The following is an 18,697-nucleotide window of genomic DNA, read 5'->3' as shown; positions in this document are numbered from 1 at the left end:
ATGGCCGCCTTTCCTTTTGTTTGTTGCCGGTCGTTTGCGAGGGGGGCATCTCTGCCATCTGGCTTCCAGCGCTGCACCCTGTCGCGAAGCCTCGCCGGGGCGAGGCTTCATCGAGCGAAGATCAGTCCGGCATGTTCCACGGAGCGAGGGTGACGCCTTTTCTGGTCAGTTCCTGGCGGGTCTGCTGGATAACGGCGGCGAGTTTCTGCGGGTCGGAATAGGTCGAACAGGGAATGCGCTTGTGACCCAGGGTCCGCGTATTGGCGCGGTCCATGACGGTCAGGTTGAGTTCGCTGTTGATCTCTTGAGTCCAGGCGATGCATTGCAGGGGTTTGAATGCGCGATTGGCGATGAGAAGTGCTTCGTTGAAACGGAGCGGATTGGTCATGGGTCGATCCCTCTTTGAGTACCATGAAGAGCCGTCTGACGCGGCTGTTTGTCGCAGGCAAAAGTCATGTCACGTGAGCGTGACAGGAGTTTGAAACTTGCCCAGGCTAGCGGATTCCTTCCGTTGCCCTAAAACTCACATGACGTACTGGCAGTATAGTTCAGCATCGCCAGAGCAATGCAAATTTTTCCGATGAAATTCAGCCCAGGGTGTCCGCCTGACGATAGAGCATCAGGAGCTTGCGGGTGATGGTGTTCTGGATGTCGCTCCGCTCGAAGTTGGACAGGTGGCTGAGTTTGTTGACCTGCAGGCGGTGCAGGTGGAGGTAGGGTAGCTGCTGGCCGAACTCGCGCAGGTCACCCTTGATCAGGATGGGCAGGAAGACGTCGCCGAGCTTCTTCTGGTTGCTGATGATCTGCGCCAGGGCCTGCTTGAACGGCATGCTCTTGGGCATCGATCCGCCTTCGTTCAGCTGTTTCGTCAGTAGCAGGCCGGGTTTGCCGAATACCCGCCCGGGCAGGATGAAGAGGCCTGTCGGTCGCACCGCGAGCGAGTCGATGCCGTGCAGGGTGTCGTGGAAGGCGTAGGGGTTGGGCAAAACCACCATCTTGCGCCCAAGATCGGCCGGAAAGTGCAGGTTGTAGTTGGTATAGAGCTGGCGTACCGACTCCGAGTAGACACACAGCCGGTTCTCGAACAACTGGATGAAACGCTCGGCCATTTCGCGGCGGGCAATGTGGTCCAGCTCCCAGATCAGATCGGGGTTGACCGGTTTGCTGAGGTCGACTTCCTGATGCTTCATGCTGCTCATGCGTGACTCTTCTTGCGATCTAGTAACGAGAAGCTGCCGATCGGGCGACAGCTTGCCTGGCAAGCAACGGGCCGGTGAGCACTCCCGCAGCCAAGGTTTCGCCGCTGGCGATCCGCGCTCGATGGGCACCCGTGTCCACAGCATTCCAGCTCGTCTGCAGAATGCCAAGGAGATATGTCTCAACTAGTGGCGAACGTCATACATTGAAGTTTGCGGCGGTGTTTTCCCTGCTCTGCTAGCATGCCGGCCCGCAAAGAGGGCACTGTCCCCTGGGGCGTCTCCTCCTCATAGTTAGCGTTCATTGGCGCTGTCCGCACCCGCCCGCCAGAGGCGCTCGGATGGCCAAGTTCATTTTTTGCGTTTCAATTTGATGGGGGAATCGATGGATCTTTGGCTCGCTGCGCAGGCGTTCATCTTGGGGGTTGTCGAGGGATTGACCGAATTCCTGCCGATATCCAGCACCGGACACCAGATCATCATTGCCGATCTCATCGGCTTCGGCGGCGACCGGGCCAAGGCGTTCAACATCATCATCCAGCTCGGGGCGATCCTCGCCGTCGTCTGGGAGTTCCGCCAGCGCATCCTCTCCGTGCTGTTCGGTCTGGCCAGCGAGCGTCAGGCGCAGCGCTTCACCGTCAACCTGCTGATCGCCTTCTTTCCGGCGGTGATTCTCGGCGTGGCCTTCGCCGATCTGATCGAGCACTGGCTGTTCAACCCGGTCACCGTGGCCAGCGCGCTGGTGATCGGCGGTTTGGTCATGCTCTGGGCCGAGAGGCGCCAGCACGTCGTCGAGGTGCACGCGGTGGACGACATGAGCTGGAAGCATGCCCTCAAGATCGGCTGCGCCCAGTGTCTAGCCATGATCCCGGGCACCTCGCGCTCGGCTTCGACGATCATCGGCGGCCTGCTGTTCGGCCTGTCGCGCAAGGCGGCGACCGAGTTCTCCTTCTTCCTCGCCATGCCGACCATGGTTGGCGCCGCCGTCTATTCCGGCTACAAGCACCGTGCCTTGTTCGAGAGCGGCAGCGACCTGCCGATCTTCGCCCTGGGCTTCGTCACCTCGTTTATCTTCGCCATGCTCGCCGTGCGTGCGCTGCTCAAGTTCATCGCTAGCCACAGCTACGCGGTGTTCGCCTGGTACCGCATCGGCTTCGGCCTGCTGATTCTCCTAACCTGGCAACTCGGCATGGTCGACTGGAGCACGGCGCAGGGCTGAGGGCGAGCAGGCTATGGAGCAGCGTGGTGTATTGAAGAGCTGGAATGACGAGAAAGGGTTCGGCTTCATCCAGCCGGAACAAGGCGGTGAACAGTTGTTCGTGCATATATCGGCGATGCGCGGCGACCGCCGCCCTGCGCCGGGCGAAACGGTGCTGTTCCTCGCGGAGCCTGATCGGCAGGGCAGGCTGAGGGCCAGGCACATGCGTTTCGACGAGTTGACTCTCGACCGCCCGGCTATCCGGCGCAAACCGCGGCCGGCTGCGATTCAGCCGGAGAGACCTGCTCGCAGGGACTGCTCCGGGCGCAGCGATTCTGGGGCTATCCGGAACCTGCCACTCAAGTCGACCCTGTTTCTCGGGCTCTGCGCGTTGCCAGTTGGTGGTGCGCTGCAGATACTGCAGAGGGCCGACTTCGTCTGGCCGCTGTGTGCCTATGGCCTGCTCAGTCTGATCGGTTTCTTCCTGTACTGGGGCGACAAGAACAGGGCGGAGAAGGGTGGCTGGCGCACGCCGGAAAACACCCTGCATGCCGTCGAGCTGCTCGGCGGCTGGCCGGGGGCGCTGCTGGCGCAGCAGGTGTTTAGGCACAAGACGCGGAAGGTCTCGTATCAGGCGGTGTTCTGGGGAATCGTCGGGCTGCACCAGGCGTTCTGGGGCGATTGGCTGCTGCTGGGCGGGAAGTTCGTCCGGCAAGTGCTGCCGCAGTTGGCCGGATTCATGTAGGGGCGGATTTATTCGCGGCCGGCAACTGCCGGGAATGAATTTGCCCTGCATAAAAGCGGCCGGCCTGATGGCCGGCCGTATAGCTTCAGATCACCACGCCCTGGCTGCGCAGGTAGTCGTCGTAGGTGCCGCTGAAGTCGGTCACGCCGTTCTCGGAAAGCTCGATGATCCGGGTGGCCAGGGAGCTGACGAACTCGCGGTCGTGGCTGACGAAGATCAGCGTGCCCGGATAGTTCTCCAGCGCCAGGTTGAGCGCCTCGATGGATTCCATGTCGAGGTGGTTGGTCGGCTCGTCCATCACCAGCACGTTGGGCTTGTTGAGGATCAGCTTGCCGAACAGCATGCGGCCTTGCTCGCCACCGGAAATCACCTTCACCGATTTCCGGATGTCGTCGTTGGAGAACAGCATGCGCCCGAGAGTGCCGCGCACCAGTTGCTCGCCGCCCTGGGTCCACTGGCCCATCCAGTCGAACAGGGTCATGTCCTGTTCGAAGTCGTCGGCGTGGTCCTGGGCGAAATAGCCGACCTCGGCGCTTTCGGTCCACTTCACCTCGCCGGACAGCGGCGGCATCTCGCCGACCATCGTGCGCAGCAGGGTGGTCTTGCCGATGCCGTTGGGGCCGATGATCGCCACCCGCTCGCCGGCCTCGATCTGCATCGACAGGCCCTTGAACAGCGCGTTGCCGTCGAAGCCCTGGCTGACCTTCTCGAGGGTCACCGCCTGGCGATGCAGCTTCTTGGTCTGCTCGAAGCGGATGAACGGGCTGACCCGGCTGGACGGCTTGACCTCTTCCAGCTGGATCTTGTCGATCTGCTTGGCGCGGCTGGTGGCCTGCTTGGCCTTGGAGGCGTTGGCCGAGAAGCGGCTGACGAAGGTCTGCAGTTCGGCGATCTGCGCCTTCTTCTTGGCGTTGTCGGCCAGCAGGCGCTCGCGGGCCTGGGTCGCCGCGGTCATGTACTCGTCGTAGTTGCCGGGGAATAGGCGCAACTCGCCGTAGTCCAGGTCGGCCATGTGGGTGCAGACGCTGTTCAGGAAGTGGCGGTCGTGGGAGATGATGATCATGGTGGAGTTGCGCGCGGTGAGCACGCCTTCCAGCCAGCGGATGGTGTTGATGTCCAGGTGGTTGGTCGGTTCGTCGAGCAGCAGCACGTCCGGGTTGGAAAACAGCGCCTGGGCCAGCAGCACGCGCAGCTTCCAGCCGGGAGAGACGGCGCTCATCGGGCCGAAATGCTGCTCCAGCGGAATGCCCACCCCGAGCAGAAGCTCGCCGGCGCGGGACTCGGCGGTGTAGCCGTCCATCTCGGCGAACTGCACTTCGAGGTCGGCGACCTTCATGCCGTCCTCTTCGCTCATCTCCGGCAGCGAATAGATGCGGTCGCGCTCGGCCTTCACGTTCCACAGTTCCTCGTGGCCCATGATCACGGTGTCGATCACCGTGAAGGTCTCGTAGGCGAACTGGTCCTGGCGCAGCTTGCCGAGTCGCACGTTGGGCTCGAGCATGACTTGGCCGGCGGAGGGTTCGAGGTCGTCGCCGAGGATCTTCATGAAGGTGGACTTGCCGCAACCGTTGGCACCGATCAGGCCATAGCGGTTGCCGTTGCCGAATTTGACGGAGACGTTCTCGAAGAGGGGCTTGGCCCCGAACTGCATGGTGATGTTGGCGGTAGAAATCAAAGGGCTTACCTATCGGGGGTTTGCGCGGCACCTGTTTCAGGCTTGGGCCACGCTTGGGGCAATCTTGAGCTTTTTCAGCTCGTCCCAGTCACTGCTTGAGTTCAGCCAGCGCGCATATGTGGAGAGCAACATCTGGACACTGTGGCCGAGTTGCTGCGCGATAAAGGCGGGGTTCATTCCGGACATGAGGCATATTGTTGCATATGTGTGCCTGCAGTTGTACGGCGGCCGGTAGCGGATGCCCAGCTCCTGTGGCAGATGCTTGGCCCACTGGCCAGGTTGGCCGGAGATGGTTACGATGGGCGCTATCGCAGCGCATGCGACCATGGGTCGCAGTCGAGGGAGTGGATATGTTGGATTTTCCGCTTTTTGGATTGACTGATAGTTTTTTGCTATCAATTGGTGCTGCAATATACGGCAAAGGTAATAGTATTGGAGTACACAGAACAGATGAGCCGCGAATACAGGGAAGTTGAGGGTGTCCACTTCTGGGTTTCGGCTAGCCAGCCACGAGAAGGCTTGCCGTGGCGGGGTTGGATCAACTTCAGAACAAAGGTTGGCAAGGTCTACCACGATCTTCGCTATGGCATTCCAGGCGAATTTAATTTGTGCAAGAAAGCATTGGATGCGGCAGAGAACTACGCCCGTGTCATTTGTGATTCAGGGCACGTCAGAAGCTTGATTCCAAACATTGCGTAGCTAGGTCAGCAGGCGCTGCGTGGTCTGCATTTTCTCGGCGAACCTGCGCGGCGCTAATCCTCCCCCTGTGCCTACCTATACAACACTGCCGAGGCTGTCAGGGCGTATACAGCAGAACGGGGTGCTCGTCGCTTTGCTATCGCGAGGACGATATGGCCTGGATAAAAACTCCAATGAGTGAGTGGCCCACGGGGGCAGGCCTTGAGGACGGCGGCAGGTGACAGGACCGATGTTGGCGATGGCCAGCTTCGGAGTTTTCTGTGGGCGTGGGGATTCTTCGCCAGTGGCGTGGACTCAAAGTATTAATGGGATTCCGGCGACAGACGCCGTATTACAAGAAGAAAGACAGATGCAATTGATGCAAGAGCAACACTACTGGCGTGAGGTACACAGGCTTTCCACGCAAGCAGAAGAGGCGCATGCGGCTTTAGATCATTTCCTTGCGAGCGTTCGTGCTCCTTTTACCGAAGAAGAGTTAGCGGCCTATGACGAATTGAATAACGCCGCCATCGTAGCCAGTATTCAACTGGATGATTACTGCCAGCAAGACTGCCCCAAGCGATTGCTTCCCGATTTACCAGCGCCTATAGACAATTGCTGCTCGGTATGCTTCGGAGATATCGTGGAGGTAAACGACCACGCAGATCTCAAGCTCCATTTTTCCACTGACGCCGGTGTTCCGGTTGCGGTAGATGCGGTCGGTCTACATGTGAGCCGCTGAGCGTGAATAAGAGGATGCTCTGACGTCAATGAAGAACAGGGTGATCCTCGGCCGGCTCGGGGCGAATACGTCTTGGAGGGGATGGCCGTCTTTCCGGCCTGTCATCTGCTCGGTCGCCGGCTGCGCAGATACAGCCTGAAAGCGGTAGATGGAGAAAATACCTTGGCTTGCGAATTACTCGAACCTGCAGCGCGCCTTACTGGGGGAGCGAGCCACCAGCATGACTGGGGAATCGTGGTCAGCTGACGCTGCTGGCATGCCGATCCGCCAACGGCTTGGGACATGATACCTTGCCCAGCAATAAGGATGGCTTTTTGACATTGTTTTGGTGGAAAAAGGCTTTGCTTTCATCTGCGAGGGAAAGGATCACCAGCTTGCTTGCGCGCCACGCTCTGCTCCGGGGGATATGGGAGGAGGGAGTGGCCGGTTACGCCGGCCAGTCGGGCACTCTGTCGCCGCTGGCATGCCTACCAGCAGGATAGGGCTGATGAACCCTAGACTTGCAGATTACTCGAACAAGCTGCGCGCCTTACCAGGAGCCGTGAGGCCCGGCATGGCCATTTTCGTAATGGCCGGCTGACGCTGCCGGCATGCCGATCTGCCGACGGATGTTGTGATTTTTGCACGGTGCAGGGGAAGGATGGCTGGCCGTCTTTCCGACCTGTCATCTGCTCTGTCGCCGGCTGCGCAGATACAGCCCGTATAGGTGATATGGAAAAACCTAGGCTTGCGAATTACTCGAACCTGCAGTGCGCCCTGACAGACCGTGGAAGGTAGAGTCGGCTGACGCTGCTGGCATGCCGATCCGCCAACGGCTTGGGGCTATGATAATCCGTTGGCGTGGATAAATGTTGTTTTAACAATATCATTTATTTCTATTGAGTAGGTTTTTTAGGAGTAAATCCATTTATTTATGGTTTTATTTCGTCGCTGCTGGCAGGCATCAGTGAGTCTGCCATGGTGGCGATCAGCTTCTCGATGCTTCCTTCTCGCGGGTCTGCAAGACCATGGTACCGACATCAGGTCAAGGCTCTCGATCTTCTTCAGCTCGACCTTGGTTTGGTAGCGGCGTCTTTCCAAGCTCCAGCAAGAAGGGCATTCAAGCAAGGAGCTGGAGGTCCAGCTTCAGACCAACCTGGGCCAAGCCAAAGGCCACAAGGTGGAGGCGGTATCCCTGTCCGCTTTCCAGGCCGGATAGCGGCTATTGGCCGGCTGTGTCTGTGTCGTAGCCTCGTCTACGGGGTCTTGGCTAGGGCGCGGCTGCTAGCAGTGAGCGCGGTTGCACAGAAGTGATATGAAAATAATTTCATACTTATTCGAGTAGCCCGCCATACAAGGAACCTTGAAATGATCGATCTTTCGCACTGGAATCTCACCATTCCAGCTGGGGCCGCGATCATTCAGACCAGGCAGCTTCAGACGTATGAGTCGAAGTGGTTTACTCGCAATGCCGATGGGTCCATTACTTTCTATGCACCTTCATCAGGCTCTGGGATCGGAAGCACTACGAACAGTATCTACCCTCGCTCCGAACTTAGAGAGACGCTGCCCAACGGTAATTATAAGCAGGCTGGGTGGAGCCTCAGCAGCGCTAGGCTCCATCGTCTGAGTGCAACGCTCACGGTCGATTTTTTGGCAGCCAGCAAAAAGGCAATCATCGGCCAGTTCCACGGTGGAAGTACAAAGCCGCCGTTCAAATTGCAGATCACCGGTAACACCATCTATGTGCAATACCGGCCGAAATATAATGGTGAGGAGAAGAAGGATCCCATATTCAAGGGCTACAAGCTTGGCAACAGGTTGGCTTATTCGGCGGCAGTGAGCAGCGACGGGGAGTTTACTGTCATGGTTAACGGCGAGGTCAGGAAGTATCAGTTTGACGTGGCTTCGTATAGGAGCGACAAGTGGTACGCAAAAGCCGGTATGTATAGCCAGGAGGAGATAGGTGGCGTGGGAGCCGGGAGGGCTACCTTCTATATGCTGAGCATGACGCATGGCGACAGGGTGGAAGTGCCATAGACGTCTGAAATGCCGCAACAGGCGGAAGCCAAAGATGCCATTGGCGAAATTCAGGAGCATCTGTCTGGGCTTGGGAGGCTGCTGGATGACCACTCGAGCGTCAGCTACTCCGCCGGCCGAATCAGCTCGACCCCCTCGTTGTGCACATTGCCCACAGCCAGCCCGACCGGATACCACTCGAAGGCCTGCGCCGGCAGCCCCCGGTGGAGGGTGATCTCCTCGGCCCAGGCCGGAGTCTGCTGTGGATCGAGCCAGGCCCGGGCCATCTTGGGTTCCAGGACCAGTGGCCGGCGGTCGTGGATCTCGTTCATCCGCCCCTCGCTCGTCTGAGTGATCAGCGCAAAGCCATCGCCTTCGCGCGCTGCCGCGCCACCTCGCGGAAACCGACCGACGGCCGGAAAGAACAGCGGCTCCCGGCTCTTCAGCTGAAAGAAGAAGGGTTGCTTTCGCCCTGTGCCGGCCGTGTCCTGCCGCCATTCATACCAGCCGTCGGCCGGCACCAGGGCGCGCCCGGACTTCCAGGGTTCCCGCCAGAATCGGCTGCTCGCCAGCGTTTCTACCCGCGCGTTGATCGCCGGCGGCCGTGGACTCCGTGCCCAGACCGGCGCGTACCCCCAAGTGATGGGCTCCAGGCGCAACCCGTCGGCATCCTCATGGATCAGCAGCACTCGCGTATGCGGGGCCACGTTGTAGCGGGCGACCGGTGCGGGCTCGATGCCGGCCGCCAGCGGTGCCTCGCTGCGCAGTGCTTGCAGGTAATCGATCGCCGCCCGGTACTGCACGAATCTGCCGCACATGCCGGCCTCCGCCGCATGACCTGTGTGCTGCGAAGTATTGCCAGCGTCTGCGAGGCTGGCCAGGGCGCCTGGTCGGGGGGCTTCGTCCAGCTGCTCGGCAGCCCGGGCGATGAGCGCTCGTCCGTTACGTTCGGGGGTTGGTCTTGGGTCGCGGGATGGGGTAGTTTTGACCTGCCTTTCGGAGGGGTTTTATCCAGACCCCCCGTTCCTTCGGCAGACCCTACCCGGGTAGCCGGATACCTATAAAAGGAGATACACGATGTCTACCGACCCCGTCACCCTCATGGTGGCGCGCCGCGTGACTTGCGGACGCTACCGGGCTTTCAGCGACTGGCTCGATGAAGGCCGCCGCCTGGCCGCCGACTTCGATGGTTTTCTGGGCTCGGGCGTGCTGGCGCCGCCGCCCGGCGATGACGAGTATCAGATCATCTTCCGTTTCAGCGACGAGAGCACCTTGGCCGTCTGGGAGCACTCCGCCTCGCGGCATACCTGGCTGGCCCGTGGCCGCGGTCTCTTCGATGCCCCCCACGAGCACCGTGCCAGCGGGCTGGGCAACTGGTTCCACGATGCCGTGGGTAACGGCCCGCCGCGTTGGAAGCAGGCCACGGCCATCTGGCTGGCTTTCTTCCCCGTCTCCCTGACGTTCCAGTGGCTGTTCGGCGAGGTCTTGGAAACGCTGCCACTCGTCCCGCGGATATTGGCCAGCACGCTGATGCTGACGCCGTTGATGGTCTTCTTCTTCATTCCGCTCATCACCCGGCTGCTGGCTCCCTGGCTCCAAGGCAGGCCATCGATCTCGGGCGGCCAGGGGCGTCAGCTGCATCTGCGTCGCGCATAGCCGGCTGCACGGGCTCCGGCGTTTCGGAGGGAGCGCCGGGAGTTGGGTTCCAAGGGGGCTTTCTCTCTGGACGGAACAACCGCCCATCCTCTCTACTGAATACTTGAGGCCAACTCGAAGATCGGCATGTACATCAGGATCACGATCACGCCGATGATCAGACCGATGAAGGTCATCAGCAGCGGCTCGAACAGGCGTACGAACCAGTCGATCCAGCGGCCGGTTTCCTCGTCGTAGAAGTCGGCGGTGCGTTCCATCATGACGCCGAGGTTGCCGGCTTGTTCGCCAGCGCGGAGCATGCGCAGGGATACCGGTGTCGCCAGGCGGTTTTCCTCCAGCGAGCGGGACAGGGCGTGGCCTTCGCGGATGCGTTCGCTGGCTCGCTCCAGGCGAGCGCGCGAGGCGGGCCCGAGCAGGCCGCGGACCATGCCCAGCGCGGTGAGGATGGGGATACCGCCCTGTAGCAGGATGCCCAAGGAACGGTAGAAGCGCGCCATCTCGTAGATGAACAGGCGCTCGCGGATGGTCGGGACCCTCTCGACCAGCCGGCCGAGGGCGCGCTGGACCCGTTCCTGGCGCAGCAGGACGACGAGGGCGATCAGGACTGGTACCAGGCTGCCGAGGAGGGCGGTCTGGTGGGTATGGATGAATTGCCCGACCTTCAGCAGCACCTGCGACAGCCACGGCAGGTTGGAACCGAGCCCCTCGAAAACCAGGCTGAAGCGCGGCACCACGTAGCCGATCAGAAACAGCAGCACCCCGTTGCCGACCAGCAACAGCAACAGCGGATAGACCGAGGCGCTGACGATCTTCTGCCGCACCTCGTCCATGCGGGAGCGGTAGGCGACGTAGCGGCCCAGGGCGTCGCCGACCGCGCCGGTCTTCTCGCTGGATTGCACCAGCGCCACGTAGAGTGGAGGAAAGACTGCCGGGAACTCGCCCAGCGCCTGGGAGAAGGACTTGCCCTCGTAGAGCAGGCGGACCAGATCGCCGAGGATCTTGCGCGCCTGGGCGTCCGACTCCTTCTCGGCGAGGCTTTCCAGGGCGTCGATCAGCGCCAGGCCAGCATTCAGCAGGGTAGTCAGCTCCTGGCTGAACAGCACCAGCGCAAAGGCCTCGCGCCGCCGCCAGCGGGCCGGCGACCAGCGCCTTTCGGCGCGCAGGCTGAGTACTTTCAGGCCCTGGTGCTCGGCCAGGCGCCGGGCGTCGGTCGGGCTCGGGGCGTCGAGAACCAGCGATACCACTTCCGCCTCCTTGCGCATGCCCTTGATCTGAAAGCGCATGTCCGGTTCCCGTCACTGCCAGCTGGTGATTTCTGCGTTTTCGCCTTCGCCGCCGGGCTGACCGTCCTTGCCCAGGGTCAGCAGATCGTAGTCGCCGTTCTCGCCCGGCGAGCGGTACAGATAGGCGCGGCCCCAGGGGTCTGCAGGCACGGCCTTCTGCAGGTAGGGGCCGGACCAGCGCGGTTCGTCGCTAGGCGCCGCGACCAAGGCGCTGAGTCCCTGCTCGGTGCTGGGGTAGCGGCCGGTTTCCACCCGGTAGATGTCCAGCGCCTTGCTCAGCCCCTCGATCTGCGCGCGGGCGACCTTGGTTTCCGAGCGGCCGAGTTGGTTGAAATATTTGGGGCCGACGATGCCGGCTAGCAGGCCGAGCACGACCAGCACGACCAGCAGTTCCAGCAGGGTGAAGCCCGAACTGCGGTGGGCCGGGGCGGGAGGGTGCATCCGTTTCATCTGGCTGACCTCGGGTTCCGGTGACGGAAAGGGCCATGTCGCGTCGGCCCTCGGGACCGGGGCGGTTTCCACGGAAGGATTGCTGTCTGCGGTGTCGCCGACAGGCAATCCGGACATGGACATGGCCATGGAAAACGCCGGAGCGTGCGGGAAGGTGAGCAAGCTTCAGGCCATCAGCCCGGTGCCGTTTTCTGCAGGACTTGGCGGTCTCGCGTTGGGGAATTGGGGGTTTTCACCCACCATTCCCCGGTTCGGGCGGCTGCCCGACGCTCTGTTCGAAAACCTGGAAGGCCCGATGCCTGAGGCACAAGGCAGTTTTTTCGGCGCAGCACGATTCTTGCCTTGCTGGTCTGGTGGAAGGGCAGGTGCCGCGAGGATACGCGGCAGCTCATCGGGGGAGGAGTCCATGGGGCGAGTGGTGGCAGTTCTGCTCGGCATGGCTGCCGCGCTGGCGTCGGCGGCACCGGCGTATGGCGATATCTACCGGGAGGTGGCGGCGGACGGCAGCGTCACCTTCACCAATGTCTACCGCAAGGAGCGCAAGAGCGTGCTTCTGCGGCGCGAACCTCGGCCGGCGGTGCCTGCGTCGAAGCCCAGGCCGGTGGCCGGGGCAGCACGGCCCTATGCCGCGCTGGTGGCCGCTGCGGCGGCCGAGCATGGCCTGCCCGAGGCGCTGCTGCATGCGGTTATCCGCGCCGAGTCCAACTACGACCCGCATGCCGTCTCGCCGAAGGGGGCGGCGGGGCTGATGCAGTTGATGCCGGATACCGCCCGCGAACTGGGAGTGGCGGACGTCTGGGACCCAGCCGCTAACATCCGTGGCGGCGCCCGCTACCTGAAGCGTTTGCTGGAGATGTTCGACCAGGACCTCAGCCTGGCCGTGGCGGCCTACAACGCAGGGCCCGGAGCGGTCATCGGCAGCGGCAGCGCCATCCCACCCTCCGCCGAGACCCAGCGCTACGTGCCCAAGGTGCTTGAGTACTACCGGCGCCTGCAGAGCGGCGGCTGATCAGTCAGTCCCCGCGGTATTCGCAGCCGCTGGTGCAGGTTTCGTGGATGCGCACCCGGGAGAGTTCGGGCAGCAGGGGCTTGAGCTGCCGCCAGATCCACTTGGCGAGAATCTCGCTGGTGGGGTTCTCCAGGCCTTCGATCTCGTTCAGGTAGTTGTGATCCAGGCGCTCGTAGATCGGCTTGAAGATCTCCTTGATCTCGGAGAAGTCGCGAATCCAGCCGGTGTAGGGGTCGACCTCGCCCTCGATATAGATGGCTGCGCGGAACGAATGGCCATGCAGCCGGCCGCACTTGTGGCCGGCGGGGACGTGGGGAAGACGGTGAGCCGCTTCGAATACGAATTCTTTGAATAATTCCACTGGTAGTGCCTTGAATGGGGTGGTTGGACGCTTCCCGTGTTGGAGGGGCGCGTCCTGCAGGCGTGCAGGGTGGATTTTAACCCCTGGGCCGGCTTATGGTTCCAGCACAAGAGGTCGGGTGAGCGGGGATTGCCGTTCAGCTTGAATTAAGCCGCTGGGCTCAGGCTAGCCGAGAGGGCTTTCTTCTGGGCATATCAGCGCTTCCAGGCAGCCTTTCCAAATACTTTCGAGAGAAATTCCCATGCGCTCTTTCGCCGTCCCGCTCGCGGGACCCTCCATCGGCCGATGATGATGTTGCCGCCTGTCAGACTCTGGACCTGGGGAATCGTCCTGCTTTTCGCCTTCGGCCCGCCGAGCGCGAGCGCGCGGGATCTGGATCAGGACCAAGCCTTGCGTCTTCGTCAGGAGGGGGTCATCCAGCCCCTCGAGCAGTTGGTACAGAACGCCCTGGGCCGGTATCCGGGAGCCCGTCTGCTGGAGGTCGAGCTGGAGGAGGAGCACGGGATCTATGTCTACGAGGTGGAGCTGCTCACTGCGAGCGGGGTCGTGCGAGAGCTGGAACTGGATGCCCGCGACGGCCGCCTCCTGGAGGACGAGGAGGACGACTGATGCGTTTGTTGTTGGTGGAGGACTCGGTCGGCCTGGCCGACGAACTGATGGCTGGCCTGCAGCGGCAGGGCTATGCCGTGGACTGGCTGGCCGATGGGCGCGATGCCGCCCGCCAGGGGTGCTGCGAGCCCTACGACCTGATGATTCTCGATCTGGGGTTGCCTGGCAAACCGGGATTGGAGGTGCTGCGCGAGTGGCGGGCCCAGGGACTGAGCACGCCGGTGCTGGTGCTGACCGCCCGCGCCTCCTGGGCGGAGCGCATCGAGGGGCTGAAGGCGGGTGCCGACGACTATCTGTGCAAGCCTTTTCATCCTGTGGAGCTGCAATTGCGCATCCAGGCACTGCTGCGTCGGGCCCACGGATTGGCTAGTCGGCCGCAGTTGGAGGTGGGTGGGCTGCAGTTGGACGAGGCGCGGCAGGTGGTTCGCTGCGGCGCGGAGGATATCGAGCTCACTGCCGCCGAGTTCCGCCTGCTGCGCTACCTGATGTTGCATCCGGGGCAGTTGCTCTCCAAGGGACAACTCGCCGAGCATCTTTACGACGGGGAAACCGAACGCGACTCCAACGTCATCGAGGTCCATATCAACCGTCTGCGCGGCAAGCTCGGCAGGACAGCGATCGAGACCCGTCGTGGCCAGGGTTATCGCTTCAGTGGTGTGCGTTGAGGTCGATTCAGCGTCGGCTGGGGTTCGGTCTGATCGGTGTTTTGCTGGGGGCCGGGCTTTTGCTGGCCGAAACGACGCTTTGGATGTTCGATGTGGGGCTGCGTCGCTACTTGCAGGACGATCTGCGCGAGCAAGCGGAGGTCCTGCTGGCGAGCCTGGTCCGTGGGCAGAACGGTATCCAGCTGGATGAGCCCCGCCTGCTGGGCGTCTATCAGCGTCCCTATTCCGGACATTATTTCCGTATCGATTTCGCGGACCAGAGCTGGCGCTCCCGCTCGCTCTGGGATCATGCCTTGACGCCTTCACCCACTGTCGGCCTGCAGGACGGGCTCGCCGATGGTCCGAATGGGCAATTGCTGCTGCTCTATCGCGGCGACTATCGGCGCTTCGGGCAGGATATTTCGATCAACGTAGCCTCAGACTACACGCCGATCCTGCATGCCTATCGGCGCGTGCAACTTTTCGGCTGCCTGCTCGGGCTGGGCGTCCTGGTTCTGGTGGTGATGCTGCAGCGGCTCACGGTGCGCCGCGCGTTGAAACCGCTCGAGGAGGTTCGCCGGCAGGTCGAGCAGCTGCAGCAGGGCTTGCGTCATGAGCTGGACTCCGGGGTGCCCGTCGAGCTGGAGCCGTTGGTGGCGCAGATCAACCATTTGCTGCGACAGACCGAGAGCACCCTACAGCGCTCGCGACATGCAGTCGGTAATCTCGGCCATGCCCTGAAGACACCCCTGGCCGTGCTGACGAGCCTGGCCGCGCGGGCCGAGCTGGCGGCCCGTCCGGAGCTGCAGGCGTCGCTGCAGAAGCAACTGGCACAGATCGAACAGCGCCTAGCTCGCGAGCTGGGCCGCGCGCGGTTGGCTGGCGAGGCGCTGCCGGCCAGCCATTTCGATTGCGCGGCGGAGTTGCCAGGGCTGTTCGCCACCTTGGCGATGGTCCACAACCGAGGAGTGACGCTCGACTGGCAAGCCCCGCCCGGGCTGCGTCTGCCCTGGGATCGGGAAGATGTTCTGGAGCTGCTCGGCAATCTGCTGGACAACGCCTGCAAGTGGGCGCAGACGAAGGTGCTCCTGGAGATCGTCGGAGGGGTGGACGGCTGGCTGATTCGGGTCGACGACGATGGTCCGGGGATGGCCGCCGAATTTCGCGGCGAGGCGTTGAACCGGGGAATCCGCCTGGACGAGCAGGTCGCCGGTCACGGGCTGGGCCTGGCCATCGTGCGGGATATTCTCGATGCCTGGCACGGCAGTCTGGCGTTGCAGGACTCGCCACTGGGCGGGTTGCGGGTGGTGATCGAGTTGCCGGCGCGAAGGGAGGGAGGCTGACGACAGGAAGTCTGGGACGGTGGGAGAGGGGGATTTGGCTGGTCCCGGTACAGCGAAGCGGGTTCGCTGTACCGGAGATCAGACTTCAGCCGACCAGTAGGCCGCTCTGCTGCACCAGCTCCAGCAGGGGTTGCGGGTAGACGCCGAGGCCGAAGGCCAGCAGGGCGATGAGCAGCAGCATGATGCCGCCGCTACCCAGGTTCCAGTGGTGCGGAGCATCGCGACGCTGCAGCTTCGGCTCGATCAGGAACAGGGTGACCATCACCCGCAGATAGTAGTAGACGCCGATGGCGCTACCCACAACCAGCGTGCCGAGCAGCCACCAGAGCCCGGACTCGACGCCCGCGGCGATCACGTAGAACTTGCCGATGAAGCCGGCAGTCAGCGGGATGCCGGCCAGCGACAGCATCATGGTGGTGAGCACGGCGGTCAGGTACGGACGGCGCCAGAACAGGCCGCGGTACTCGTACAGCGCATCGGCGTCGCGGCCGCTGTAAGGCGTCGACATCAGGGTGATCACCCCGAAGGCGCCGAGGCTGGTCAGCACGTAGGATGCCAGGTAGACGCCGATCGCCTCCATGGCCATGCCCTTGCTGGCGATCAGCGCCACCAGCAGGTAGCCGAAGTGGGCGATGGAGGAGTAGCCGAGCAGACGCTTGAGGTTGCTTTGCAGCAGCGCCAGCAGGTTGCCGAGCAGGATCGAAGCGATGGCGATCAGGCTCAGCAGGTCGTTCAGCCAGCCGCCGGAGGTCGCCGGGGAGATCTGGTACAGACGCAGCAGCACGGCGAACACTGCGACCTTGCTGGCGGTAGCCAGGAAGGCCGAGACCGGCGCCGGTGCACCCTCGTAGACGTCCGGCGTCCACAGGTGGAAGGGCACCAGCGACAGCTTGAAGGCCAGGCCGATCAGCATCAGGCCGATGCCGACCTGCACCAGGGTACCCTGCACGCCGCCCGGCGCCATGGCGTTGCCCAGACTGGCGAAGCTCAGGCTGCCGGATTCGGCGTAGAGCAGGGCCATGCCGAACAGCAGGAAGGCCGAGCCTGCGGCCGAGAGCACCATGTACTTGATGCCGGCCTCCAGCGAACGCCGGTTGAAGAAGGCGTAGGCGACCATGCCGTAGACCGGTACCGAGAGCAGCTCCAGGCCGATGAACAGCCCGGCGAGGTGCTGGGCGCCGACCAGCACCAGCGCACCGGCGGCGGCAAGCAGGATCAGCAGGTACATTTCCTCGCGGTTGCCGGGGTAGCCCGGAGCACCGCTCTTGTCGCCCATGTAGGCATGGATCAGGGTCACGCAGGCCAGGGTGGCGACCAGGATCAGCGCCATGTAGAAGCCGGCGAAGCCGTCCATCTGCAGCAGCGGGGTGATCGCCAGCGGCGCGACCTTGACCGCCGGAATGACCGACAGTTGGGCGAGGTTGAGACCGGACACCGAGAGGATGAAGGTCTGCGAGTGATTTCGCTTCCAAGCGATGCCGAGCATCACCGCCACGATGGTGGCAGAGGTGATGAGCAGCGGCAGCAGGGCGATGAGATGTTGAGTCGTCATGTGCATGGCTCTACTTACCGGGCCGAAACGAGTTGGGTGAGGGCGGTGCTCAGCCACTGCTGCACGCCTTGCATGCTGGCGGCAGAGGTGTCGAGAACCGGCTGCGGGTAGACGCCGAGGAGGATCAGCAGGCCTGCCAGGCCGAGCACCATGCTCAGCTCGCGGCCGTTCAGGCCGAGCAGGGCGCCTTCCGTCCTGGCCGGGCCGAAGTAGGCGCGGTGGATCATGATCAGCGAATAGACCGAACCGAGCACCAGACCGGTGGAGGCCAGTACGGTGATCCAAGGAGCGTGCGGGAAGGTGCCGATCAGAACCAGGAACTCGCCGACGAAGTTGCCGGTGCCCGGCAGGCCGAGCGCGGCGGCGGCGAAGAACAGGCTGACCGCCGGCAGCCAGGGCATACGGCCCCAGATACCGCCCATCTCGCGCATGTCACGGGTATGCAGCCGCTCGTAGAGCTGGCCGCAGAGGATGAACAGTGCGGCGGCGGAGAGGCCGTGGGCGATCATCTGCACCACCGCACCCTGCAGGGCGATCTGGCTGCCGGAGTAGATGGCGATCAGGATGAAGCCCATATGCGACACGCTGGAGTAGGCCACCAGGCGCTTGATGTCGGTCTGTGCGAAGGACACCAGGGCGCCGTAGATGATGGCGAACACGCCGAGGCTCATGGCGATCGGCGCGAACTCCGCCGAAGCGTTGGGGAACAGCGGCAGGGCGAAGCGCAGCAGGCCGTAGGCGGCGGTTTTCAGCAGGATCCCTGCCAGGTCCACGGAGCCGGCGGTCGGCGCCTGGGCATGGGCATCGGGCAACCAGGAGTGGACCGGGATGACCGGGAACTTCACCGCGAAGGAGACGAAGAAGCCGAGCATCAGCAGGAACTCGGCACCCGGAGTCAGCTGGGTCTTCAGCAGGTCGGCGTAGTTGAAGGTGAACACGCCGCTCTGGCTGTAGTGGACGAACACCAGGCCGAGGATGGCCACCAGCATGATCAGGCCGCTGGCCTGGGTGAAGATGAAGAACTTGGTGGCGGCAGTGATACGGGTGCTGCCCGTGCTGCCGCTATGACCCCAGAGCGCGATGAGGAAATACATCGGCACCAGCATCATTTCCCAGAAGAAGAAGAACAGGAACAGGTCGACGGCTAGGAAGACGCCGACCACGCCACCGAGAATCCACATCAGGTTGAGGTGGAAGAAACCGACCCGGTGCTGGATTTCCTTCCAGGAGCAGAGGACCGAGAGCACACCGAGCAGGCCGGTGAGCACCACCATCAGCATCGACAGGCCGTCGAGGGCCAGGTGCAGCTCGATGCCGAAGCGCTCGATCCAGCCCAGCCGGAACTCGGCGGTCCAGACGGGGGCGGCTCCCGGGGCGGGGGCCAGGGTGAAGTCCCCGGTGGCCCACAGCCAGAGGCCGAGAACCAGCAGCAGGGACATGGTCAGCAGCGCGATCCAGCGTGGCAGGGTGGCGCCGTAGCGCTCACCCTGCCAGCACAGCAGGCCACCGATGAAGGGGATCAGGATCAGCCAAGGCAGAATCATGACGGGCTCAATTC

Annotated in this window: 19 protein-coding genes and 1 pseudogene; 10 read left to right on the top strand and 10 right to left on the bottom strand. The window is 62.7% G+C overall.

The window, feature by feature from the left end; genetic code table 11:
• Nucleotides 1–121: 121 nt before the first annotated feature.
• Together BMY22_RS00760 and BMY22_RS00755 are read right to left on the bottom strand one after the other, a co-directional pair.
• A complete protein-coding gene (locus BMY22_RS00760) occupies nt 122–388 on the bottom strand; it encodes a hypothetical protein (protein WP_090618776.1) in 267 nt (88 codons plus the stop codon).
• Between the two features lie 199 nt (nt 389–587).
• Nucleotides 588–1,199 (bottom strand): NERD domain-containing protein, encoded by a 612-nt coding sequence (locus tag BMY22_RS00755; protein ID WP_090618775.1) that lies wholly within the window; start codon nt 1,197–1,199, stop codon nt 588–590.
• A gap of 382 nt (nt 1,200–1,581) precedes the next feature.
• Here BMY22_RS00755 and BMY22_RS00750 point away from each other — a divergent pair, with 382 nt between their 5' ends.
• Together BMY22_RS00750 and BMY22_RS00745 are read left to right on the top strand one after the other, a co-directional pair.
• A complete protein-coding gene (locus tag BMY22_RS00750) occupies nt 1,582–2,415 on the top strand; it encodes an undecaprenyl-diphosphate phosphatase (protein WP_090618773.1) in 834 nt (277 codons plus the stop codon).
• 13 nt (nt 2,416–2,428) lie between these two features.
• Nucleotides 2,429–3,139, top strand: coding sequence for a DUF1294 domain-containing protein (locus tag BMY22_RS00745; protein WP_090618771.1), 711 nt, complete (start codon nt 2,429–2,431; stop codon nt 3,137–3,139).
• An 85-nt stretch (nt 3,140–3,224) separates the two neighbouring features.
• Here BMY22_RS00745 and BMY22_RS00740 read toward each other — a convergent pair whose 3' ends face one another.
• Together BMY22_RS00740 and BMY22_RS00735 are read right to left on the bottom strand one after the other, a co-directional pair.
• Nucleotides 3,225–4,814 (bottom strand): ABC-F family ATPase, encoded by a 1,590-nt coding sequence (locus tag BMY22_RS00740; protein WP_090618770.1) that lies wholly within the window; start codon nt 4,812–4,814, stop codon nt 3,225–3,227.
• Nucleotides 4,815–4,850: 36 nt separating this feature from the next.
• A pseudogene (locus tag BMY22_RS00735) lies at nt 4,851–5,066 on the bottom strand (site-specific integrase); the annotation flags it as partial.
• Between the two features lie 198 nt (nt 5,067–5,264).
• On the opposite strand from BMY22_RS00735, the gene BMY22_RS24245 reads away from it, so the two are divergent.
• From BMY22_RS24245 to BMY22_RS00730, 3 genes are all read left to right on the top strand, one after another.
• Complete coding sequence (locus BMY22_RS24245; protein WP_167363673.1) at nt 5,265–5,513, top strand: hypothetical protein; 249 nt, start codon at nt 5,265–5,267, stop codon at nt 5,511–5,513.
• A 229-nt stretch (nt 5,514–5,742) separates the two neighbouring features.
• A complete protein-coding gene (locus BMY22_RS23570) occupies nt 5,743–6,234 on the top strand; it encodes a hypothetical protein (RefSeq protein WP_143068434.1) in 492 nt (163 codons plus the stop codon).
• A 1,347-nt stretch (nt 6,235–7,581) separates the two neighbouring features.
• Entirely contained in the window at nt 7,582–8,253 is a 672-nt protein-coding gene (locus BMY22_RS00730; protein WP_090618768.1) for a polysaccharide lyase family 7 protein, read from the top strand.
• Between the two features lie 104 nt (nt 8,254–8,357).
• Here BMY22_RS00730 and BMY22_RS00725 read toward each other — a convergent pair whose 3' ends face one another.
• Nucleotides 8,358–9,050, bottom strand: a complete 693-nt coding sequence (locus BMY22_RS00725; protein ID WP_090618767.1) for an SOS response-associated peptidase family protein — start codon at nt 9,048–9,050, stop codon at nt 8,358–8,360.
• Nucleotides 9,051–9,309: 259 nt separating this feature from the next.
• Between BMY22_RS00725 and BMY22_RS00720 the strand changes: the two genes are divergently transcribed.
• Nucleotides 9,310–9,888 carry a putative antibiotic biosynthesis monooxygenase gene (locus BMY22_RS00720; RefSeq protein WP_208599204.1) on the top strand — a complete coding sequence of 193 codons (579 nt, stop codon included), beginning with the start codon at nt 9,310–9,312 and terminating at the stop codon, nt 9,886–9,888.
• A gap of 92 nt (nt 9,889–9,980) precedes the next feature.
• Here BMY22_RS00720 and BMY22_RS00715 read toward each other — a convergent pair whose 3' ends face one another.
• Together BMY22_RS00715 and gspG are read right to left on the bottom strand one after the other, a co-directional pair.
• Nucleotides 9,981–11,171, bottom strand: a complete 1,191-nt coding sequence (locus BMY22_RS00715; protein WP_090618765.1) for a type II secretion system F family protein — start codon at nt 11,169–11,171, stop codon at nt 9,981–9,983.
• Between the two features lie 12 nt (nt 11,172–11,183).
• Nucleotides 11,184–11,612, bottom strand: a complete 429-nt coding sequence (gspG, locus tag BMY22_RS00710; protein ID WP_090618763.1) for a type II secretion system major pseudopilin GspG — start codon at nt 11,610–11,612, stop codon at nt 11,184–11,186.
• A 415-nt stretch (nt 11,613–12,027) separates the two neighbouring features.
• On the opposite strand from gspG, the gene BMY22_RS00705 reads away from it, so the two are divergent.
• Nucleotides 12,028–12,630 (top strand): lytic transglycosylase domain-containing protein, encoded by a 603-nt coding sequence (locus tag BMY22_RS00705; RefSeq protein ID WP_090618762.1) that lies wholly within the window; start codon nt 12,028–12,030, stop codon nt 12,628–12,630.
• 4 nt (nt 12,631–12,634) lie between these two features.
• Here BMY22_RS00705 and queD read toward each other — a convergent pair whose 3' ends face one another.
• Nucleotides 12,635–12,991, bottom strand: coding sequence for a 6-carboxytetrahydropterin synthase QueD (gene queD, locus BMY22_RS00700; protein ID WP_090618760.1), 357 nt, complete (start codon nt 12,989–12,991; stop codon nt 12,635–12,637).
• Nucleotides 12,992–13,282: 291 nt separating this feature from the next.
• On the opposite strand from queD, the gene BMY22_RS00695 reads away from it, so the two are divergent.
• From BMY22_RS00695 to BMY22_RS00685, 3 genes are read left to right on the top strand one after another with little or no spacing between them, the layout of a single operon-like run.
• The gene (locus BMY22_RS00695; RefSeq protein WP_090618850.1) at nt 13,283–13,600 is read left to right on the top strand and encodes a PepSY domain-containing protein; all 318 of its coding nucleotides are present in this window, start codon (nt 13,283–13,285) and stop codon (nt 13,598–13,600) included.
• Nucleotides 13,600–14,265, top strand: coding sequence for a response regulator transcription factor (locus BMY22_RS00690; protein WP_090618759.1), 666 nt, complete (start codon nt 13,600–13,602; stop codon nt 14,263–14,265). Before BMY22_RS00695 ends, BMY22_RS00690 begins: the two co-directional genes overlap by 1 nt.
• Nucleotides 14,262–15,587: a sensor histidine kinase gene (locus BMY22_RS00685; RefSeq protein WP_090618757.1), complete on the top strand. Its 1,326-nt coding sequence runs from the start codon at nt 14,262–14,264 to the stop codon at nt 15,585–15,587. Before BMY22_RS00690 ends, BMY22_RS00685 begins: the two co-directional genes overlap by 4 nt.
• A gap of 85 nt (nt 15,588–15,672) precedes the next feature.
• Here the strand turns inward: BMY22_RS00685 and nuoN are convergent, their stop codons facing one another.
• Nucleotides 15,673–17,145, bottom strand: coding sequence for an NADH-quinone oxidoreductase subunit NuoN (gene nuoN, locus BMY22_RS00680; RefSeq protein WP_090618755.1), 1,473 nt, complete (start codon nt 17,143–17,145; stop codon nt 15,673–15,675).
• An 8-nt stretch (nt 17,146–17,153) separates the two neighbouring features.
• Nucleotides 17,154–18,683 carry an NADH-quinone oxidoreductase subunit M gene (gene nuoM / locus BMY22_RS00675; RefSeq protein ID WP_090618753.1) on the bottom strand — a complete coding sequence of 510 codons (1,530 nt, stop codon included), beginning with the start codon at nt 18,681–18,683 and terminating at the stop codon, nt 17,154–17,156.
• Between the last annotated feature and the right edge of the window lie 14 nt (nt 18,684–18,697).

The organism is Azotobacter beijerinckii (assembly GCF_900110885.1).
GTDB lineage: Bacteria > Pseudomonadota > Gammaproteobacteria > Pseudomonadales > Pseudomonadaceae > Azotobacter > Azotobacter beijerinckii.
The sequence above is the reverse complement of the archived record's forward strand: the minus strand, read 5'-3'. Positions and strand labels throughout refer to the sequence as shown.